Below are 20,842 nucleotides of genomic sequence, written 5' to 3'. Positions count from 1 at the left end.
TAACTGATAACTGATAACTGATAACTGATAACTGATAACTGATAACTGATAACTGATAACTGATAACTGATAACTGATAACTGATAACTGATAACTGATAACTGATAACTGATACCTGATAACTGATAACTGATAACTGATAAATGAATGTTGTGGTGACGGGAATTGGGTTGATCAGTTCTCTGGGAAATTTAAGTCAGAGTTGGCAAAGATTACTAGAGGGCAAAACTGGTATAACTAAGCAACAACCCTTTTCTGATTTACCCGCTTTACCCTTGGGTTTAATCGGTCACAAACCGGCATTTTTAGAGGATTTAACCAAAATTGCCCTGATTGCTGCCCTTGAAGACGCGAAGTTAACCCCTCCCTTAAAGGATTGTGGTGTCACTATCGGTTCTAGTCGCGGTTGTCAGGGTTTATGGGAACAGATGGCAGCGACGGGAATAGTAGAAAACTGGTTAGATAGTTTACCCGATCGCGCCTCGGTATTGACCGCTAGATTGATAGAAACCGGCGCCCCAGTCTTAGCACCCATGGCGGCTTGTGCCACGGCTATCTGGTCGATCGCCCAGGCTGTAGAATTAATCAAAATGGGAGAATGCGATCGAGTTTTAGCCGGGGCGCTCGAAACCCCGATCACTCCCTTAACTTTGGTGGGATTTGAACAGATGGGAGCTTTGGCGAAAACGGGCTGTTATCCTTTTGATAGAGCTAGGGAAGGCTTAGTTTTGGGGGAAGGTGGCGCGATTTTAGTCCTTGAATCGGAAGAACTGGCTTTAAGCAGAAATGCCCCCATCTACGGGCAAATTTTGGGCTATGGTTTTACCTGCGATGCCGATCATGTCAGCGCCCCGGCGGTGAATAATCGTAGTGCTACCAAAGCCATAGAACTATGTTTGCACAGAAGTCAATTAAGAAAAAATGAAATTAATTACATTCACGCCCACGGCACTAGCACGCGTTTAAACGATGAACGGGAGGCAAACCTGATCGCCAGCATTTTTGGCTCGCAAGTGGCTGTAAGCTCGACAAAAGGGGCAACAGGACACACTTTAGGGGCTTCGGGGGCATTAGGCGTGGCTTTTTGTTTAATGGCCCTGAAAAATCAGCTAATTCCCCCCTGTGTCGGTGTGCGCGAGTCGCCTTTTCAATTAAATTTAGCTAGATCGGCTGTTAATTTTTCCCTACACAATTGTCTCTGTCTTAGTTTCGGTTTCGGAGGACAAAATGCAGCCATCGCAGTGGGGAAGTTTTTCAGTGATCAGTAATCAGTTCTTTCTCTGCCCGTCTCTGCATTTTTAACAAAACTTAACAATTATGGGGAAAATTTTGCTTGTTTTTGTCGGGAGATTTTGAGATAATATTTTTAAAAGATTTTATTCATAATGGGACTATTTGAACTTCTCGAAATTGGCACGGATTCCCATTATGAGAAAAGCATAGCACAAGCCGCCGCCAAAGTCAAGTCCTTTCTTATTACTTATGGGTGCGAATTTCCAGGAGTCAAAAAGGGCCTTAGTGGGGGTGGTAGGTGTTGGGGAGATTTTTCAGTGATCAGCGATCGGTAAACAAAGACGGTGGGAAACTTCTTATTTAATACTGCTCACTTAATATAAGTAGGGAGGCACAATTATGGCTCTCTTAGGTTTGGTGGGTAAAATGTATTCTAAGATACAGTCCTGCTGGCGAGCGAGTGGAAGGAACCACAAAGACACAAAGGACACAAAGATTGAGCGCTCCTATATAAGTTAAACTTATCACACAAAGAAGAAGAGAGCCCAATTATTTGTAGGATGGGTTAGGGGTAGCGTAACATGAGCGGGTGTTGGGTTTCATGCTTCAACCCAACCTACGTTCTTAGTTTCGGGTTCGGAGGACAAAATGCCGCCATCGCAGTGGGGAGATGGGGGAGAAGGAGAGGGGAGTGGGAATTATGAATTATGAATGATGAATGATGAATTGGGGAGACGGGGAGAATAAATAAAAGCAAATCTCCTGATAACTGATAACTGATAACTGATAACTGATAACTGATAACTGATTATGGATACACCGAGACTACATCCAGATACGATCGAAGAAGTTAAACAAAGAATTGATATTGTGGATTTAATTTCCGAGAGAGTCGTCCTCAAAAAAAGGGGACGGGAATACGTCGGTTTATGTCCTTTTCACGAGGAAAAATCCCCTAGTTTTACAGTTAGTCCTGCCAAACAAATGTATTACTGTTTTGGCTGTGGTGCGGGGGGAAACGGGATTAAATTTCTTATGGAAGTGGGGAAACAATCTTTTAGTGAAGTGGTTTTCGATCTTGCTAGAAGGTATCAAATCCCGATTAAAACTCTGGCAGTAGAACAGCGTCAGGAATTAGAACAGAAATTATCCCTCAAGGAACAATTATACGAAATAATGGCCGTGGCGGTGAGTTTTTATCAACACGCCCTTAGTCAACCTCAAGGGGAAAAAGCGTTAGATTATCTTAAGGTACAACGACAACTAACCGCAGAAACTATCGCTAATTTTCAACTGGGATATTCTCCGGAAGGTTGGGAAACGCTCTATCGTTATTTAGTGGAACAAAAGCGCTATCCTGTGGCTTTGGTGGCACAAGCAGGATTAATTAAAGCGCGTCAAAATGGTAGCGGTTATTACGATCAATTTCGAGATCGTTTAATGATTCCTATTTTTGATAGTCAAGGACGAGCGATCGCTTTTGGTAGTCGCACTTTAGGTAATGAGCAGCCAAAGTATCTAAATTCTCCCGATACTCCTCTATTTGAAAAGGGAAAAACTCTCTTTGCTCTTGCTCGAGCTAAACAGGCAATTATTCAGCAAGATTTAGCGATAGTTGTGGAGGGTTATTTTGATGCGATCGCTCTCCATGCTACTGGTATTAGTAATGTGGTTGCCTGTTTAGGAACAGCTTTAAGTCAAGAGCAAATTAAATTACTTTTGCGCTACAGTGAAAGTAAACAAATAATCTTTAATTTTGATGCTGATCAAGCGGGAATTAAAGCGACACAAAGGGCGATCGAGGAAATTAACTCCCTAGTTTATTCGGGACAAGTTAACCTAAAAATCCTCAATCTTCCCGATGGTAAAGATGCCGATGAATTTCTTAAATCTCGTGCTGACGGGGTGAATAGTTATCGAGAACTAATCGAAAAATCTCCTTTTTGGATTGATTGGCAAATCTCGCAAATGTTGGTTAATAAAGATTTAAAACAGGGACTACATTTTCAACAAGTAGCCAATAGTATGGTGAGTTTACTGCAAAAGTTAATCGATAGCAATCAACGCACTTTTTATCTAGATTATTGTGCTGAAATTTTGGCTCAAAAAGATGCAACTCGTTTGCCTTATATTTTAAAAAATCTCTCAAAGCAGGTTAATAAACCTCAGGGAAAATCTCTGGCAATCAAGAGGAAAAATATTTTAGATAAATCCGAAAAAAATAGCTCAGAAAAAGCCGAATGGTTATTATTATTAATCTATCTCCATTATCCTGAATATCGGGAAAGAATTTTAGAATCTTTGGATGAAAAAGATTTAATTTTTAATCTCCCGGATTATCGTTGGTTATGGCAAGTAATTCTAGAGTTAGAAACCCAAATTACTAAACCAAGAGATTTGATGTCAGCTTTACAGAATCATTTATTGATGATAACCACAGACAAAAACCGTGATTTTAATTCTTTATTTCACTTAAATGAACATACCAGTCAGGAAATTTTGCAGCCAGAAGAACAGATCAAAGATGCTATTATAGCTATGGAAAAAATTAGTTTAATGGAATATCGTCGCTACTGTCAAGAACAATTAATTAATTCTGGCGACAGCAATCAAAGGGAATTTTATCAGCAGGAATTTTATCAAACTGTTAATAAATTAATCGAAATTGATCCCCTCTACCAACAAGCTTAATTCTCTAATTGATTAGAAACTAGACAATTGTTCGGCAATAATAGATACTAACTTATCCACTGCTCCTGCTTGCCCGCGCACTGCCCGCAATTTTTGCCGGATAGCCTCTAATTGTTCGGGATTTTCTAACCAAGATCTAGCGATATTTGCCACTTCCTCTGGTTGTAATTCCCCTAATAATTCCGGAACAATTTCGGCACCAGCCCAAATATTTGGCCAAGCATATAAACGCTTTTTCCGCAACATATAGAGATTAATTATCTTAGCAAATAAAGAACCCACCCCCGGCAGTTGGGCTAATAAACCGGGTAAACCGTCCCAAGTTCTCATCGCGTCTAGTTGCTGAGTCGGTAGTAAAATAATCATCGGGATTGCCAGCGCCCCTAATTCGGCAGTATTAGCACCCACCGTCGTTAAAGCTAAATGACAGCGAGAAAGCTGGTTATGGGCGGGAAAATCGGTAATTAGGTCAACTTTTACCCCCTTATCTGTTTCTAGATAGGGTTTTTCCCCGTTTTTTAATTGGGCAGCACTCCAACCGGTTTTAGTAATCATCGGATTATAGCTAGGATCGGCAAATTTCGCCAAATAAGCTAAATTTAGGGTAGGAGCGACGGGAATTAAGAATTTAGTCTGGGGAGCCTGCGCGTGTATCTTTTCAGCAATGGCTAGGGTTAGGGGTACACCCTGGGCTAATTTCGAGGGTTTGGAACCCGGGAGGAGTGCAATTAAGGTAGCATCATCGGGAGTGATAGCAGTGGGCAAATCCACCATTAAATCGCCGATAACAGTAAATTTATGCTGATATTGTTGGGGAATATTATTTAATACACTTGTATTCATCACGGCAAAGCGATCGATCCCCCGATACCAACGCGCTTCCCATTCCGCATAGATAACGGTGCGATAACCCAAACGTTTACCGATGGTGAGGGCAAAAAATTGATCGCCCCCTAAAAATAAAACGATGCCCTTGGGGTGCCAATCCCAATTATCGGCGGTTTTTCCCCAGAAAAGAAAATTAAAGAAGTTTTCTGGCGACTGGACTCGATCGACCTCTAGATATTTCCTAACTACTTCCGTTTCCGCCCCCATAGAATGAGTACAAGGGGAAAGAATCACCGAAATCCGCAACCGCGATCGATCTTCTGTTAAGTTTTGTCGCAATCTCTTGACAACTGGACGCACCCATGTAGATATTTCTCCTGGGCCATTAGAGAGAATGAGAAGATCAACAGGAGAATCAAACATGATATGTGGTGAGGTAGGAAGTTTTCGTTTTGGGGAGACAGTATTCAGGAGTCAGGAGACAGTATTCAGGAGACTATTTTTATTTGTTTTCCCCTCTCCCTTCTCCCTCACAACGCGCGCGAAGTGGTTTCCCTGTTGGGGTGTTGCCTACTTGCTATTGAATAAAGAACGAATTGCCTGATGTTTAGGGTGATCAAATTCTGGGGGAACCTTGCGGGTATCGGTAATCAACCAATCCAAGGCTGCCGCTTCCACATCGATCGCTGCGCCGGTTTTATCAACACAGTAGCGCCCAAAGACCAACTTATCCACCAAACGGGCCCCCGGACCGAGGCGAGAATATTCAAAAATAACGCTATTATCCACCGTCGCGCCGCCACAAATCCAACAATTCGGGCCAATCATACTCGGACCGACAATTTTCGCCCCGTCTTCAATGCGCGTCATTGCCCCGATATAAACAGGTCCGGTGATATCGACTCGATCCCAGTTTACCCCCACATTTAAGCCCGTGTAGATGCCCGGTTTGACTTCGATGCCGGGGATAGCAACATTTTTAATTGTCCGGGATAACACCCCGCGAATTGCCTGCCAGTAGTCGGGGACTTTACCAATATCCACCCATTCAAAATCCATGTTTAAAGCGTAGAAAGGCGCAGCTTTAGCGACTAATTCGGGGAATAACTCGCCCCCGATGTCGTATTTACTATTAGGGGGAATAAAATCAATGATTTCTGGCTCAAAAATATAGATACCCGTGTTAATGCAGGTACTTAAAGCTTCATCGATGGCCGGTTTTTCTTGGAAACTGAGAATCCTTCCTTCCTCGTCGCTAACTACCACCCCATAACTGGATACTTCCTCTCTGGGGACGGTTTTGGTGACGATAGTGGCGATCGCTCCTTTTTCGCGATGCCATTTAACGGCTGCGGTTAGATCGAGATCGATCAGGGCATCACCACAGAGAACCACAAAAGTATCGTCAAAAAAGGGATTAAAATCTTGAATTCGTCGTAAACCGCCCGCCGATCCCAGGGCATCACCGATTAACTCGCCCTCTTCGATTCTACCTTCAAAAGAATAGCCGATATGCACCCCAAAGCGCTGACCATCGCGGAAATAACTCTCAATTTCTTCGGCTAAATGACTGACATTCACCATGATCTGATCAAAGCCATGCTGTCGCAACAGTTCCAACAAAAACTCCATCACCGGCTTTTGTAAAATCGGGATCAGGGGTTTGGGAATCGTATGGGTAATCGGACGGACACGAGTTCCTTTGCCAGCCGCCAAAATCATGGCTTTCATTGATGTTTATTTCCTTTTGCGATCGAGGTTTGTAATTAAATCATGCCTAGTGTATCATTATCGGCTCGGAATCAGTAGTTATCGATCCTCTTGGGGGTACCTCGAAAAATAGATTTACTTCAGCGTTGCACCGCCTGAAACCCTGATCAAACCTTGGTTTATTCTCAATTAGTGCGAAGATTTTCTCAATAAGTCCAATTGATCGAGCTACCCCTTAGTAATTGATAACGGAAAAAAAGTCAGAGATTTAACCCAGATTACACTGATGGACAAAATTAACAAATCAACTTTGCTGTAACTCATACTACTCAGTCCTCTAGGCTAAGATGATCAAAAAAACGCAAGTTTTTAAATTGATGGGCAAAAAAAGTTTAATTTTACGCAATAACCAAGGCGTTATGTCTAGGCTACCTCGAAAAATCGAATTTTGAGGGACGGATCGCCTTGTTAGTTCTTGAAAATTATTCCCTCTTCATCAATGTATATCAAGGAGATTTCCTCGACCAACACTTTGTTAACAAAATCTTTTATTCGAGGTGTCCTTGAGCATTAGATCAACCTAGACTCCCTGCCGAATTTCCCCAACAATCAGTTTAACCGCAGGCAGTCTAGGCGAAAAATGGCGAGCAAAAAATTGACTACTTGAGATATAGCGTTTTTCAGTCTGCTGAGGTACAAAAGTTATGGGTTTTAGGCAAAAGGCAAGAGGCAAAAGTCAAAAGGGAAGAAAAATATGTGTACCTCACTAGCTTAGGAAACGCTATAGTAAAAAGCGATTTCTTTCTCCTTGAGAGGGGCAAAATCGGCGGCTAACAACAGCTGATTTAATTCTTCTTGGGGGATATGTTTGGCCCCGATGCGGACAATTCGCGATCTCATCGTGTTCGAAACCCCGCTTCTTTGTCGTCCTGCTTCCAAACCCATTACCCGGTGATAAAGTTCCAATTTTGCCGGTGGAATCGGGGAACCATCAAAATCAATACCATTAGCGATCGCCACATCGATGGCATCAGCACCCGTAGTCGTGGTTAAATTAGTTTCGGTGGACATAAAGACAATATAAAGGATCGTTGCTATTTTATCAGGCGATCGATATCCGCCGCTATGATCAGGAAAGTAATCTTCATTTCTGTGTAACTATGGCTCAATTGCCCACCTATCAACCAAAACAGTTATCCCTAGGCCCCCTAGAAGCGGAAATTCTCAATATTGTCTGGGAATTGGAAACCGTCAGCGTTAAGGATGTCCACGATCGCATTTTAGCCGATCCAGAACGGGATCTGGCCTATACTTCTGTGACTACGGTACTGCGTCGTTTAACTAATAAAGGCTGGTTAAGTTGTTATAAACAGGGTCGGATTTTCTACTGGAAACCGATGGTTTCTAAGGAACAAGCACAGGCAATTAAAGCCTACGAACAATTACATCGTTTTTTGGCTATTGGTAATGCGGATGTGGTGGCTTCTTTTGCCGATAGTCTCGATACTGCTAGTGTCGAACAATTAAAAGCGATCGCATCTCGTTTAGATACCCTGCGTCAACAACGGAGAGAACGCTAATGCACGGTTCAATGTTATTACTAGCATTAACTATCGCCATTGGTTTACGTTGTTTTTTGCCCAGCTATCAGCGTCGTTGGCAGACAACGCTATTTTTCTTTCTCTTTCCTCCTTTGCTGCTGTTAATGACAGTTATATCGGTGGTTTGTATGGGCTATGGCGGGCAAATGTTGGGCTATAACTCCAGTTTAATTAGTTACTTTAGTGCCATAATTTGGCTAGTTTTTGCTCTATTTTGCTTGATAAAACTCTCCTATCAAACTTGGCAAACCCATCGGTATTTTAGCAGTTATCCCCTCAAAAAAATCACCGCTCAGAGGGCGAGAGTTTTAGCGGTGGATTTTCCCTACAGTGCCAGAGTTGGCTTCTGGAAGTCGGAATTAATTGTAACCCAAGGATTATTAAATCTCTTAGATCAAGAACATTTACAAGCAGTTTTAGCCCACGAACAAGCTCACCAAGAATATCATGACACTTTCTGGTTTTTCTGGTTAGGTTGGCTGCGATCAATGTCTTCTTGGCTGCCCAATAGTGAGAATTTATGGTCAGAATTGGTCTTCTTGCGGGAATTACGCGCCGATAAGTATGCTTCTGGACAAGTGGATTATTTACTATTAGCTGAATCGCTGCTTTTAGTGGCAGAAAAAGTTAATCAAGTAGCGGAAATAAGTTTCTCCGATAGTTGCTGTGTCGCTCTCAATGATCATTCCTTAAATAATCGTTTATTAGAGAGAATCGATGCTTTAGTCGAGTCAGAAAACCCCGAACTTCCCAGATTTAACTATCAAGTCTGGCTATTGCTTTCCCTCTCCCTCGCTCCTTTCTTACTCTTGCCTTTACACTCCTAAAAATGACCCTAGAAGTTGGACAAAAAGCCCCCGAATTTGCCACCCCCAACCAAAGGGGGGAAATTAGTAAATTAGCAGATTTTGCCGGTCAATGGTTGGTCTTATATTTTTATCCCAAAGATAACACTCCGGGCTGCAGCGCAGAAGCGATCGATTTTACCGCTTTGTCGCCGCAATTTCAGCAATTAAATGCGGTAATTCTGGGAGTTAGTCCCGATTCAGAAAAGTCCCACTGTCGTTTTATTGAAAAATACAATTTAACTATTCAATTATTGAGCGATCCCGATCATCAACTGGCGGAAATTTATCAAGTCTGGGGATTAAAAAAATTTATGGGTAAGGAATATATGGGGATTAAACGATCCACTTTCCTGATCGACCCCCGGGGAAATATTGCCTATATTTGGTCAAATGTCAAGGTAAAAGCCCATGCAGAAGCGGTTTTGAAAAAACTTGAGGAATTGCAGTAGGAAGCCCTCAGTACCCAATATTTACGGGTATGCAATTGCGCCCTTTCGTGTTAGACTAGAAAAGTTGTCAAAAATCGCACATCTAGGCGATCGGGTGTTTCTAGGAATCTAGAAATCCAGCCCTAGATGGAGGATAAACCCGAAAAGGAGAAAAATATGCCCGTTGTCTCTCTTGCAGAATTGCTAGAGTCTGGTGTTCACTTTGGCCATCAAACGCGCCGTTGGAACCCGAAAATGTCTCAGTACATCTACACTGCCCGGAATGGGGTTCATATCATTGATTTGGTGCAAACTGCCCAATTAATCGAAGAAGCTTACGAATTTGTCCGAGGAGAAGCCGATCGCGGTAAACGCTTTTTATTCATCGGTACGAAACGGCAAGCGGCAGCAATCATTAAACAGGAAGCTTTACGCAGCGGTAGCCACTTCGTTAACCAACGCTGGTTAGGGGGAATGTTAACCAACTGGGAAACCATTCGCGGCCGGGTAGAAAGACTCAAAGAATTAGAAGAATTAGAAAATAGCGGCGCCCTCGATAAACGACCGAAAAAAGAAGCATCGGTACTGCGTCGGGAATTAGGCAAACTAGAAAAATACCTCGGTGGCATTAAAACCATGCGCCGGCTGCCGGATTTAGTCGTCGTAGTGGATCAGCGTCGGGAATACAACGCTATCCAAGAATGTCAAAAATTGGGCATTCCCATCATCTCCCTCTTGGATACTAACTGCGATCCTGACTTGGTAGATGTGCCGATTCCCGCCAACGATGACGCAATTCGCTCAGTCAAACTGATTTTAGGCAAAATTAGCGATGCGATCATCGAAGGTCGTCGCGGTGGTCAAGCAGCGGTGGAAGAATACGAGGAAGACTACGATAATGAAACCGAGTACGAGGAAGAAGGTGATTATTCCCAATACGCCGCCGAATTTGCCAGTGGAGACGACGATAACTAGGGAAAATTAGCTATTGATCGCAGCTAGGTTCGGGGGGAAACTTTCCGGACCTATCGATCGGCAAAACCTGCCCCTCTCGTGGCATGATCAATTATAAGCAGTAGGTTAGGAATTTTATGGCGGAAATTACAGCACAACAGGTTAAAGAACTTAGGGAAAAGACCGGCGCCGGCATGATGGATTGCAAGAGGGCGCTGACGGAAAACGCGGGGGATATAACCAAAGCGATCGAATGGTTGCGTCAAAAAGGGATTACTTCCGCCGAGAAAAAAGCTAGTCGGGTAGCGGCAGAAGGGATGATCGGCAGTTACATCCACACCGGCAGCCGCATCGGTGTTTTAGTAGAAGTGAACTGTGAAACCGATTTTGTTGCCCGTCGCGAGGAGTTCAAAAAATTGGTTAATGACGTGGCCATGCAGATTGCCGCTTGTCCTAACGTCGAATATGTAAAAGTGGCCGATATTCCCGCCGAAATCGCCGCCAAAGAAAAAGAAATTGAGATGGGACGGGACGATTTAGCCAATAAACCCGATAATATCAAAGAAAAAATCGTGGCCGGCCGCATTGAAAAACGTTTGAAAGAACTTTCTCTGCTCGATCAACCCTTTATCCGCGATCAGAACATCAGTATTGACGAATTGCTCAAACAAGCGATCGCCGCTTTGGGAGAAAATATTCAGGTGCGTCGTTTCCAACGCTTTGTACTAGGTGAAGGGATCGAGAAAGAAGAAACGGATTTCGCCGCCGAAGTAGCCGCCCAAATGGGACAAAAAGCCCCGGAACCTGTAGCAGCAGCCCCGCAAGTGGAGGAAAAAGCCCCGGAACCGGCAGCGAAGGATAACCCGCCCGCTAAAGGCAAAAAGAAAAAGTAAGTTAAATTAAGATCAATCTGGTGGGGTGCGAGTTTCGTACCCTTTTTGTCTTCAGGGGGGTGGGGGACCTGATTTAAGTAGGTAGGCACAATTATTTGTAGGATGGGTTAGCGGTAGCGTAACCCATGCGGGCGTTGGGTTTCATGCTTCAACCCAACCTACGTTCATTTTATATTTAATTCCACCCACCCACTTATCAGTTATCAGTAAACAGTAATCAGTCAAAAGAAAAAAGAAAGTGGCAACCAAAGCAGATTCCTTTATTGGATTGTTTGGGAACAAAATCCCATTCTTTAGCTACTTATTAAAAACTTTGTAAATAAGATTATCTTATTTGCACTGGTGGTCTCTAGAGGTTGTCGAACGGAAAAAAATGCAGATTCAGGACAAAATCACCGAAATAGCCGCTAAAACAGCGAAAGCGATCGAACTTTCTCAAAATTATTTACTTTCTACCCAATACTCTGACGGTTACTGGTGGGCAGAATTAGAATCTAATGTCACCATCACCTCAGAAGCAATTTTACTGCACAAAATCTGGAAAACTGACAAAAATCGCCCCCTAGACAAAGCAGCCACCTATCTGCGTCAGCAACAGTGTCCTAACGGCGCTTGGGAGTTATTTTATGGGGATGGTGGCGATCTTAGCACCACTGTGGAAGCCTACATGGGGCTGCGACTATTGGGAATTCCCGTTAATGATCCTACTTTAGAAAAAGCCAGAGAATTTATCTTAGCTCAAGGTGGCATCAGTAAAACCCGCATTTTCACCAAAATGCACCTCGCTTTGATTGGTTGTTATGATTGGCAGGGGGTTCCCTCTATCCCCGCTTGGATCATGCTACTGCCGGAAAATTTCCCTTTTACTATCTATGAAATGTCCAGTTGGGCGCGGGGAAGTACGGTTCCTTTATTAATTGTTTTCGACAAAAAACCCGTGTATAAAATGGGTTTTAATCTCGATGAACTCTATACAGAAGGGGTAAATAATGTCAAGTATGAGTTACCAAAAAGTAACAATTGGTCAGATGTTTTTCTCTGGTTAGATGGACTGTTTAAATGGGCAGAAAAAACTAATTTAGTTCCCTTCCGTCAAGAAAGTCTGAAAGCGGCGGAAAAATGGGTGATTGAACGACAGGAAGACCCAGGGGATTGGGGGGGGATTATCCCGGCGATGTTAAATTCTCTGTTAGCTTTAAAAGCCCTAGGTTATGATGTTTACGATCCGATTGTTGCCCGCGGTTTAAAAGCGGTGGATAATTTTGCCATTGAGACGGATAATACCTATTGTGTACAGCCCTGTGTGTCGCCGGTTTGGGATACCGCTTGGGTAATTCGATCGCTAATTGAATCCGGGCTAAATCCTGCTCATCCAGCTATGATTAAAGCGGGACAATGGTTAATCGATCAACAAATTCTTGATTATGGCGATTGGGCGATTAAAAATAAAATCGGAACCCCCGGGGGTTGGGCTTTTGAATTTGACAATCGCTGGTATCCCGATTTAGACGATTCGGCAGTGGTGGTGATGGCTTTAGAGTTAATTAAAATGCCCGATGAAAATATTAAAAAAGGTGTGATGAAACGGGCAGTTAATTGGATGGCGACTATGCAGTGTAAAGCTGGTGGTTGGGGAGCTTTTGACATCGATAACGATCAAAACTGGCTTAATTCTTTGCCCTATGCCGATCTAAAAGCAATGATCGATCCTAATACGGCCGATGTGACTGCCAGAGTTCTAGAAATGTTAGGCACTTGTGATGTTAATATGGAGGAAAATCGAGTTAAAAAAGCTTTGGATTATCTGGAAATAGAACAGGAAACTGATGGTAGTTGGTTTGGTCGTTGGGGTGTAAATTATATTTATGGAACCAGTGGGGCTTTATCTGCTTTGGCTTTTCTGGAACCGAATAAATATCACCAGCAATTGCAAAAAGGAGCCAATTGGTTAAGCAGTTGTCAAAATGTTGATGGTGGTTGGGGTGAAACCTGTTTTAGTTACAATAACCCTAAATTTAAAGGACAGGGAAATAGTACCGCTTCCCAAACTGCTTGGGCATTAATCGGTTTATTAGCCGTCAGGAAAGTCACCGGCAATTATCAGCGAGAAGTGATTGAACAGGGTGTTAACTATCTTCTTGTTACCCAAAAAGAAAATGGTACATGGGATGAAGATTACTTCACTGGTACAGGTTTTCCCTGTCATTTTTACCTGAAATATCATTTTTATCAGCAGTATTTTCCTCTATTGGCTTTGGGGCGTTATCGGGCTTTAATTTAGTCCGTTAATCTATGCGTTAAGACAGGAAATAAGCCTAACTGTCTAACGCATTTTTTGTGACTAACTAGAGCTGGCTGAATCGATCTAAAAACCTTGTTGGATAAGACTTTTAGACCTTTTGTCAATCAAAAAGTACCAGAGCTGGGAGTGATCAGGGGGAAAATTCAGGGACTTTTTCCCTGAAAATTAGGTAATTGACCACCTCAAAATCGCTAAAACCCTACCCCCACGAAAAACTTTTTGCAGCAAACCCTATTTAGCAGGCACCTTTTCCGATTAAAACGACGGTGATGGTGCGCCAAATCAGATAAAGATCGTATTTAATTGACCATTTATGTTGATAATCTAAATCCATCTGCACTACTTCTTCAAAATTATTCACCTGTGAACGTCCTTTTACCTGCCATTCTCCAGTTAACCCGGGTTTAACTCGCAGACGCAGCCAATGATATTGATTGTATTTTCTCACTTCCTCGGCGGTGGGGGGACGGGTTCCGACTAAACTCATCTCCCCTTTTAAAACATTCCAAAATTGCGGCAATTCATCTAAGCTAGAGCGTCGGAGAAACTTGCCGAATTTAGTGATTCTGGGGTCGTTGTGATTTTTAAAAATATGTCCGTTAGCTTGATTTGTCACTAGATGTTGTTTTTTTTCCGCATCCACCTCCATGGAACGAAATTTCCAGATGATAAAGGGTTTTCCCTGTAATCCGCAGCGTAGCTGACGATAGAAAATCGGGCCCGGACTATCAAGCTGCAGGACAATGGCAATCGCTGGTGTTAACATTGCCGTCACCAGTAACCCGATTATTGCACCGATAATATCGATAAGACGCTTGCGCGGACAAAAAACGGAGGGATGAATAGATTCATCGAGAAAAAGGCCCCTTAGTGAGGAGCGAGGGGAGGAATTGCTAGTTAAGAGCTTAAAGAAAAAATTCATAATTAGCTGTGCGCTCAAGGCAGTCGGGCTTAGTATTGGCAACAATTACCCGACAAATTCTATTCACACCTAAATTGTGACTCTTAACCGAGACTGGGGTTGATTTTTTTAAGCATTATTGACCTTCTCACCTCTAAGAGCCGAAAATAAACAGAGACGACCCAAACCCAAGATTGCCGGTGAGAAGGTTTCCTGACTGGGGGACTCTAGATGGCAACCAGCAAATTCTTGCTGTATTCCTGTGAAGAAATAGGGCCAAATGGTCAAGAAAAAATTACCGCTAAAAATTATTCGATCGATATCCTCAAGACTTTTTTGCTGTTTTTCTAACAAATCATTAACTTTTTGTCTTAAATTATCTAGATATGGTAAAACAACCTTCTTATTTAAATCGCTGCGACTGACCGTCCAAGTATGACCAGCTAGAGAGGAGGTAAATTCGCTTTCTTCTTGGAGGATTAATTTGGTTAGTCTAGCAGCTGCCAGTAAAGATTTTTTTAAGGGATTAGTATCGGTGATATCGGAGGGGGAAAGAGGCAAAAAAGAACGCCAGAGAGGATAAATTAACTGAGAGAGTATTGCCCGTTCATAGGTGTTTTCCCCGTAGTTAAAATGACTCAGAGCGATCGCTTGACGGGATAAAGAGCGAGTTTGCGGCGGGACTTCCAGCAGTGCTAAAGTGGTAGTCTCCCGTTTCCCTTCGATAACCAGTAGGGTTTGGGTTTGGGTTTGGTCGCTAGTGGGAATATAGGCCAGGGCAGTAGCGATCGCTGTTTCCAGACTAGATAGGCGATCGGGGGGGATTAGTTGCGCTGTGAGAAGGGCTTTTTTCAGGTCATCCGTGGCGGTTTCCCCGTCATCGGTGATAATAATAGCTTCTAATCGCTCTAGAGCTTCCCAGAGCCAAGAATCGTGGCTAAAATCCCGATTAGATAGCCAACTAATTAGATATTCGTCCACCTGGGAGCCGGGTAAGCGATCGCTTGTTCCCGTTGCCAGACTCCAAGAAAGAGGATAAAAATCGATCAGTCCTTGGTTTTCTCGAAAAAAGACGATTTTCACCCCTGGTGGTTGTACCTCCATTCCCAGGAACCAACGGGCAACTTCAGGGGTTCGAGCGGGGAATAATAACGGAAAAAGGAGCGCTCTGGCTGATTCTAAATGTTGACGAGTGGCGATAATTGTCTCGGAAGTAACTTCTTGCGGGTTAACTAGAGACGAGATCACCCCGGCAAGAATCCGATCGATCTCGGTCAGTAGGGAGGAACAATCCTGTTTATTGGTCACTGGATCACTAAAAATACCCACAACTGTCTATTGTAGAATCACCCGCTTAAAACGAACCAAATTTAAATAGAGCTGGCTGAATAATGGTAAAACCCTTTTAAAATAAGGCTTTTGACCTGTTAAAATCCGATGTTAGTGCTAGAAAATCGGATTGGAACCCTCAAAAACCTTGCATTATTCTCCTTGTAGTACATCGCTTGGTACAAAAACCAAGGGCAACAAAGCCTGAAACGACCGGCTACTGACGACCGACGACCGACGACCGACTCCTACCCCCAGGAAAAACTTTTTCAGCAGACCCTAAATATTAAACTATGGAAGAAAAACGCTATCCTGCGGAAAAATCAGCAGAGATTCAAAAATTATTGGATACAGCGACTTTATTGGTCGGTTTACCCCCTGAAACCACCGATCAAGTTACTGCTCATGCTGTCACCCGCACTCATCCTGCTAATCGGGCGATTTTATTAGAACATGATTGGGGTGGTTCGGTTTACTTTATTCTCGATGGTTGGGTGAAAATTCGTACTTACAATATAGACGGCAAAGAAGTCACCTTAAATATCGTCGGTAAAGGGGAAATAGTCGGAGAAATGTCCGCTTTAGAAGAATCTCCCCGCTCCACTGATGCTATCACCTTAACCACGGCCACAATTAGCAGTATTCCCGCCCAAGATTTTGTTAATCTGCTCAAATCGGAACCTTTAGCGGGAATTCGTCTTTCTCAGTTAATGGCCAAGCGTTTGCGTCAACTTAACCGGCGTTTACGTTTGCGCGAGGCCGATAGTCTCTCCAGAGTCGCCGATACTTTACTCTTTTTGGCCGAAGGTCAAGGACAAAAAAACAGCCCAGGTGCGATAATTCCTAATTTACCCCACCGGGAATTGAGTAGTATTAGTGGCCTGGCCCGGGAAACCGTGACCCGCTCCTTGAGCAAATTGGAAAAACAAGGACTGATTCAACGACAGCAGCAATTTCTCTGTATTCCCGATCTGGCCGCTTTAGAAAAAACGATCACCTAAATTCAGTGATCAGTGATCAGTGATCAGTTATCATACTAAATCCAGTTATTAAAGACTGATTATCTATTCCTCCTTTTGCCTATTGCAAGAGTGCCTCTTGCCTGTTGCCTTTTGCCTGTCCTAATATGTAGCCTATACTCAACGGATTTAGTATGACTGAAAGATTAGCCAGTTTTGGAGTGGTGCTGGTGACAACAGCCAGCGAAACGGAAGCGGCCAACTTAGCGATCGCCGTACTTAACGATCGCCTGGCCGCTTGTGTCAGTATTTACCCGATTCGTTCCATTTATCGTTGGCAGGGACAGATTGAAAACGAGCGCGAATGGCAATTAGCGATTAAAACCGATTTAAAGCAGTTTGAGCAGTTATCGGCGAAGATACAGGAACTTCATACCTATGCCGTCCCGGAAATCATCGCTTTACCGGTTGTGGCGGGTTCTCAGACCTATTTAGACTGGTTAGCCTCCCATACAGGTGGGGTGTCAGAATAGACCAATCGGCAACTTGAGCGAAAAAAATCTATATAATTCTTAATAAACTATCTCAGGAAGCGCAAAAAGTTTTAATCTAGATGCTGATTAAATTTTTAAACATCTGGTTTTAAGACCGATCGCCTCCACGATTGGAGAACTCAGCACATCGTCAAGGGAGATAGTTAAAATCCAATGAGTCTTAAGGCAAGCGGTGGCAGCTCCTTAGCGCGTCCCCAACTCTATCAAACCGTCCCAGTATCTGCCATTACCCAAGCAGAACAACAAGACCGCTTTCTCGATAAACCCGAACTCAACGAACTGATCGCCTACTTCCAATCGGGGAGCAAGCGCTTGGATATTGCCCAAACGCTCACCCGGAACTGCGATCTGATCGTCTCACGGGCAGCTAACCGGATTTTTACCGGTGGTTCACCCATGGCCTACCTAGAAAAACCCCCCGTGGAAGAAATGGCCCTGGTGGGTGCGGGTAAAGTGATCAACGTCCAGGAAGGGATGAAATTAGGAACCGTTACCTACGCTGAAAGCGGGGCCGGTGGCGGTAGTGGTTTCCTCGGTGGCTTAAAAGGGATTTTCGCCTCTAGCGGCCCGATTCCCCCCGGATTCCGACCGATTAACGTCTCTCGTTACGGTCCGAGCAATATGCAGAAGTCCCTCCGGGATTTATCCTGGTTCCTGCGTTACGTTACATACGCGATCGTGGCCGGTGATACCAGTATCCTGATCGTTAATACCCGCGGTTTAAGGGAAGTTCTCGAAAATGCCTGTTCTATTGATGCCACCATCGTGGCCCTACAGGAAATGCGGGCCGCTTCGATCGAGTATTTCCAGAGAGACAAGGATGCGGTCACTTTAATCAGTGACTATTTCAATATCCTACTAGGGGAATTAAAAGCCCCCACCCCCGCTAACAAACTGCGTCAGCGTCCCAGTAGTGACCAACAGGGTTTAAGTCTTCCCCAAAGCTACTACAATGGTGCCGAAAAACGACAAAAGTTTGTCATGAAAACCGGTTTATCGGAGTCGGAAAAATCTTCGATTATCAAGGCCGCCTACAGACAAATTTTTGAACGGGACATCACCCGCGCCTATAGTCAGTCCATTTCTGACCTAGAATCGAAGGTGAAAAACGGCGACATCTCGATGAAAGAATTCGTCCGTCGTCTCGGTAAATCGCCTCTCTATCGTAAACAGTTCTTTGAACCTTTTATCAATAGTCGCGCCCTAGAATTGGCTTTCCGTCATTTCCTCGGTCGCGGTCCTTCCTCCCGGGAAGAAGTGCAGAAATACTTCTCGATCGTCTCTAGCGGCGGTTTAGGGGCGTTAATCGATGCTTTAGTCGATTCTCAGGAGTATTCCGACTATTTCGGCGAAGAAACCGTTCCCTATCTCCGGGGTTTGGGTGCAGAAGCACAGGAATGTCGTAACTGGGGGATGCAGATCGACCTGTTTAACTACAGCGCACCTTTCCGCAAAGTTCCCCAATTTATCACCACCTTTGCTAAATACGATCGCCCCTTACCGGATCAGCACGTTTACGGTTCCGGAAATGATCCCCTAGAAATCCAATTTGGGGCAATTTTCCCGAAAGAGACCCGCGAACCTAGTTCTAGTCCCGCTCCCTTCGGTAAAGATAGCAAACGTATCCTCATCCACCGTGGACCTGCGACTAATAACCAAAATAGCAACCCCGGCGCCCGAGGTGAATTCCCCGGTACTTTGGGACCGAAAGTTTTCCGTCTCAATAACGAGTTACCCGGTTCTAGCAATGGGGTAAGCGTTAAATTTGGCGAAAGTTCCACCCAAAGAGTGATTTTAGCGGCTTATCGTCAGGTTTTCGGTCGAATGCCCTACGAAGGTCAGCGTTTATCCGTGGCCGAGATTAAGTTAGAAAATGGCGATATTACTCTACGCGAGTTTATCAAAACCCTAGCTAAATCCGAGACTTTCCGGAAAATCTACTGGACTCCTCTCTATGTGGTGAAAGCGATCGAATATATTCACCGTCGTCTGCTCGGTCGTCCCACCTACGGTCGTCAGGAAATGAATCAATACTTCGATATCTGCTCGAAAAAAGGCTTCTATGCTTTAATCGATGCCCTGATCGACAGTCCTGAATATACGGAAGCTTTTGGCGAAGATACGGTTCCCTACGAGCGCTATCTAACTCCCCAAGGGATGCAGTTACGGATGGTGCGTTTGGGTAATCTCCGCGAAGATATCGGCCAAAGAGTTGATAAAGAGGAAACCCCCCGCTTTATTGAATTGGGTACACCTTCGGTCTCGATTCGCACTGAACCGGATATTCAATCCCGTGTCGGTCAAGGTGTCACGGTTCAACGGGAACAAACTAAGGTCTTTAAACTGTTAACTAATCTGGATAAAGTGGCCGTACAAAATACTGTTCGCGCTGCCTATCGTCAGATTTTTGAACGGGATCTCGAACCCTATATCATCAATGCCGAATTTACCGCTTTAGAGAGTAAATTAAGCAATGCTGAGATCACGGTGAAAGAGTTTATTGAGGGTTTAGGTAGTTCGGATCTTTACCTGAAAGAATTCTATGCTCCCTATCCGAATACGAAAGTAATTGAATTGGGAACTAAGCACTTCTTAGGTCGCGCTCCCTTGAATCAAAAGGAAATCCAGAAATATAACCAAATTCTGGCAACTCAGGGATTAAAGGCTTTTATCGGTGCCATGGTTAATAGCATGGAATACCTACAATTATTTGGTGAAGATACGGTTCCCTATCGTCGTTTCCCAACTCTACCGGCCGCTAATTTCCCCAATACGGAACGCTTATACAATAAGCTGACTAAACAGGATAGTGAACTGGTTGTTCCTAGTTTTAAACCGGTAGTTAAGATTGGTGGTTAGTTAGTCCTTGAAGTTAGTTAATTTAGCTCGTGTTCAACACGAGCTTTTTTCAGGACAAATTACTGCCCAAAATTTATTATCGTCAATCTAGGGGATAACAATGAGCCAAATTAAAGTTAAAAACTTCGGTCCAATTAAGGCGGGTTTACTAGAAAATGATGGTTTTATAGACGTTCGGAAAGTAACGATTTTTATCGGTAATCAAGGAACTGGAAAAAGTAGCATTGCTAAATTAATATCAACATTAAGCTGGTTGGAAAAAGCTCTATATCGTGGAGATTTAGAGGAAAAATATGTGACTAAATATAAGCGTTTTGTTAAATCTTTTTGTCAATACCAAAATTTAACCAATTACTTTTTACCCGAAACCCAAATTGAATACAATGGAGATGTTTATCGAATTAGTTTTAAAAATGCTAAATTATCGATCGAGCCTACTGATAATTCAAAGTATCGGGCGTTGTCAGATCAGAATATGACAGATGTGTGCGAAACGTTTAGGCATGAAATAGGGCTGAAATGCCTGAAATAACCGCCTAGTAAGGTCTTCAGTCCCCTAACTGAATCTAAGAGGTCAACCCAGACCAACCTTATAACTGTTTATATGTCCCGACGTTTAGTATCTAGCTGATACCAAAGTAGGCAAGGGGACTCAAGGTCAATACACTTGTAATAAATCTTTACAAGTTGAGAGTAACGGCGATAGCCACCCCCAGATTCAGAAATCACAACTCTGGGACTGAAGCGGGGAA

Annotated in this window: 16 protein-coding genes and 1 pseudogene; 12 read left to right on the top strand and 5 right to left on the bottom strand. The window is 43.6% G+C overall.

The window, feature by feature from the left end:
* Positions 1-143: 143 nt before the first annotated feature.
* Both H6F92_RS22260 and dnaG read left to right on the top strand, forming a co-directional pair.
* A complete protein-coding gene (locus H6F92_RS22260) occupies positions 144-1,268 on the top strand; it encodes a beta-ketoacyl-ACP synthase (RefSeq protein ID WP_190359525.1) in 1,125 nt (374 codons plus the stop codon).
* A gap of 775 nt (positions 1,269-2,043) precedes the next feature.
* Complete coding sequence (dnaG, locus tag H6F92_RS22255; protein ID WP_190359524.1) at positions 2,044-3,924, top strand: DNA primase; 1,881 nt, start codon at positions 2,044-2,046, stop codon at positions 3,922-3,924.
* 12 nt (positions 3,925-3,936) lie between these two features.
* Here dnaG and H6F92_RS22250 read toward each other — a convergent pair whose 3' ends face one another.
* The 3 genes from H6F92_RS22250 to H6F92_RS22240 all read right to left on the bottom strand — a co-directional run bounded on the left by H6F92_RS22250 (position 3,937) and on the right by H6F92_RS22240 (position 7,533).
* Positions 3,937-5,175 (bottom strand): glycosyltransferase family protein, encoded by a 1,239-nt coding sequence (locus H6F92_RS22250; RefSeq protein WP_190359523.1) that lies wholly within the window; start codon positions 5,173-5,175, stop codon positions 3,937-3,939.
* Between the two features lie 147 nt (positions 5,176-5,322).
* Positions 5,323-6,483: a nucleotidyltransferase family protein gene (locus H6F92_RS22245; protein WP_190359522.1), complete on the bottom strand. Its 1,161-nt coding sequence runs from the start codon at positions 6,481-6,483 to the stop codon at positions 5,323-5,325.
* Positions 6,484-7,233: 750 nt separating this feature from the next.
* Positions 7,234-7,533: a small RNA NsiR4-regulated ssr1528 family protein gene (locus H6F92_RS22240; protein ID WP_045359761.1), complete on the bottom strand. Its 300-nt coding sequence runs from the start codon at positions 7,531-7,533 to the stop codon at positions 7,234-7,236.
* A 20-nt stretch (positions 7,534-7,553) separates the two neighbouring features.
* On the opposite strand from H6F92_RS22240, the gene H6F92_RS22235 reads away from it, so the two are divergent.
* The 6 genes from H6F92_RS22235 to shc all read left to right on the top strand — a co-directional run bounded on the left by H6F92_RS22235 (position 7,554) and on the right by shc (position 13,467).
* On the top strand, positions 7,554-8,042 hold the full coding sequence (locus tag H6F92_RS22235) for a BlaI/MecI/CopY family transcriptional regulator (RefSeq protein ID WP_002783352.1): 489 nt from the start codon (positions 7,554-7,556) through the stop codon (positions 8,040-8,042).
* The gene (locus H6F92_RS22230; RefSeq protein ID WP_190359521.1) at positions 8,042-8,890 is read left to right on the top strand and encodes a M56 family metallopeptidase; all 849 of its coding nucleotides are present in this window, start codon (positions 8,042-8,044) and stop codon (positions 8,888-8,890) included. The genes H6F92_RS22235 and H6F92_RS22230 overlap by 1 nt, the downstream gene beginning before the upstream one ends.
* Positions 8,891-8,892: 2 nt before the next feature.
* Complete coding sequence (bcp, locus tag H6F92_RS22225; RefSeq protein WP_190359520.1) at positions 8,893-9,360, top strand: thioredoxin-dependent thiol peroxidase; 468 nt, start codon at positions 8,893-8,895, stop codon at positions 9,358-9,360.
* A 156-nt stretch (positions 9,361-9,516) separates the two neighbouring features.
* Positions 9,517-10,314, top strand: a complete 798-nt coding sequence (rpsB, locus tag H6F92_RS22220) for a 30S ribosomal protein S2 (protein WP_004162676.1) — start codon at positions 9,517-9,519, stop codon at positions 10,312-10,314.
* A 116-nt stretch (positions 10,315-10,430) separates the two neighbouring features.
* Positions 10,431-11,186 (top strand): translation elongation factor Ts, encoded by a 756-nt coding sequence (tsf, locus tag H6F92_RS22215; RefSeq protein WP_002753383.1) that lies wholly within the window; start codon positions 10,431-10,433, stop codon positions 11,184-11,186.
* Between the two features lie 373 nt (positions 11,187-11,559).
* Entirely contained in the window at positions 11,560-13,467 is a 1,908-nt protein-coding gene (shc, locus tag H6F92_RS22210; protein ID WP_190359519.1) for a squalene--hopene cyclase, read from the top strand.
* A gap of 256 nt (positions 13,468-13,723) precedes the next feature.
* Here the strand turns inward: shc and H6F92_RS22205 are convergent, their stop codons facing one another.
* Both H6F92_RS22205 and H6F92_RS22200 read right to left on the bottom strand, forming a co-directional pair.
* A complete protein-coding gene (locus H6F92_RS22205; RefSeq protein ID WP_190359518.1) occupies positions 13,724-14,410 on the bottom strand; it encodes a sugar transferase in 687 nt (228 codons plus the stop codon).
* Positions 14,411-14,518: 108 nt separating this feature from the next.
* Entirely contained in the window at positions 14,519-15,718 is a 1,200-nt protein-coding gene (locus H6F92_RS22200; protein WP_190359517.1) for a hypothetical protein, read from the bottom strand.
* A gap of 293 nt (positions 15,719-16,011) precedes the next feature.
* Here H6F92_RS22200 and H6F92_RS22195 point away from each other — a divergent pair, with 293 nt between their 5' ends.
* The 4 genes and pseudogenes from H6F92_RS22195 to H6F92_RS22180 all read left to right on the top strand — a co-directional run.
* Positions 16,012-16,719: a Crp/Fnr family transcriptional regulator gene (locus tag H6F92_RS22195; RefSeq protein ID WP_190359516.1), complete on the top strand. Its 708-nt coding sequence runs from the start codon at positions 16,012-16,014 to the stop codon at positions 16,717-16,719.
* Between the two features lie 152 nt (positions 16,720-16,871).
* Positions 16,872-17,210 (top strand): divalent-cation tolerance protein CutA, encoded by a 339-nt coding sequence (gene cutA, locus H6F92_RS22190; protein WP_190359515.1) that lies wholly within the window; start codon positions 16,872-16,874, stop codon positions 17,208-17,210.
* 174 nt (positions 17,211-17,384) lie between these two features.
* On the top strand, positions 17,385-20,090 hold the full coding sequence (locus tag H6F92_RS22185; RefSeq protein WP_190359514.1) for a phycobilisome rod-core linker polypeptide: 2,706 nt from the start codon (positions 17,385-17,387) through the stop codon (positions 20,088-20,090).
* A 100-nt stretch (positions 20,091-20,190) separates the two neighbouring features.
* Positions 20,191-20,547 (top strand): annotated as a pseudogene (locus tag H6F92_RS22180) (AAA family ATPase); the annotation flags it as partial.
* Positions 20,548-20,842: the final 295 nt, after the last annotated feature.

The sequence above is a fragment of the Microcystis wesenbergii FACHB-1317 genome (assembly GCF_014696875.1).
In the GTDB taxonomy this organism is placed as follows: Bacteria; Cyanobacteriota; Cyanobacteriia; order Cyanobacteriales; family Microcystaceae; genus Microcystis; species Microcystis wesenbergii_A.
The sequence above is the reverse complement of the archived record's forward strand: the minus strand, read 5'-3'. Positions and strand labels throughout refer to the sequence as shown.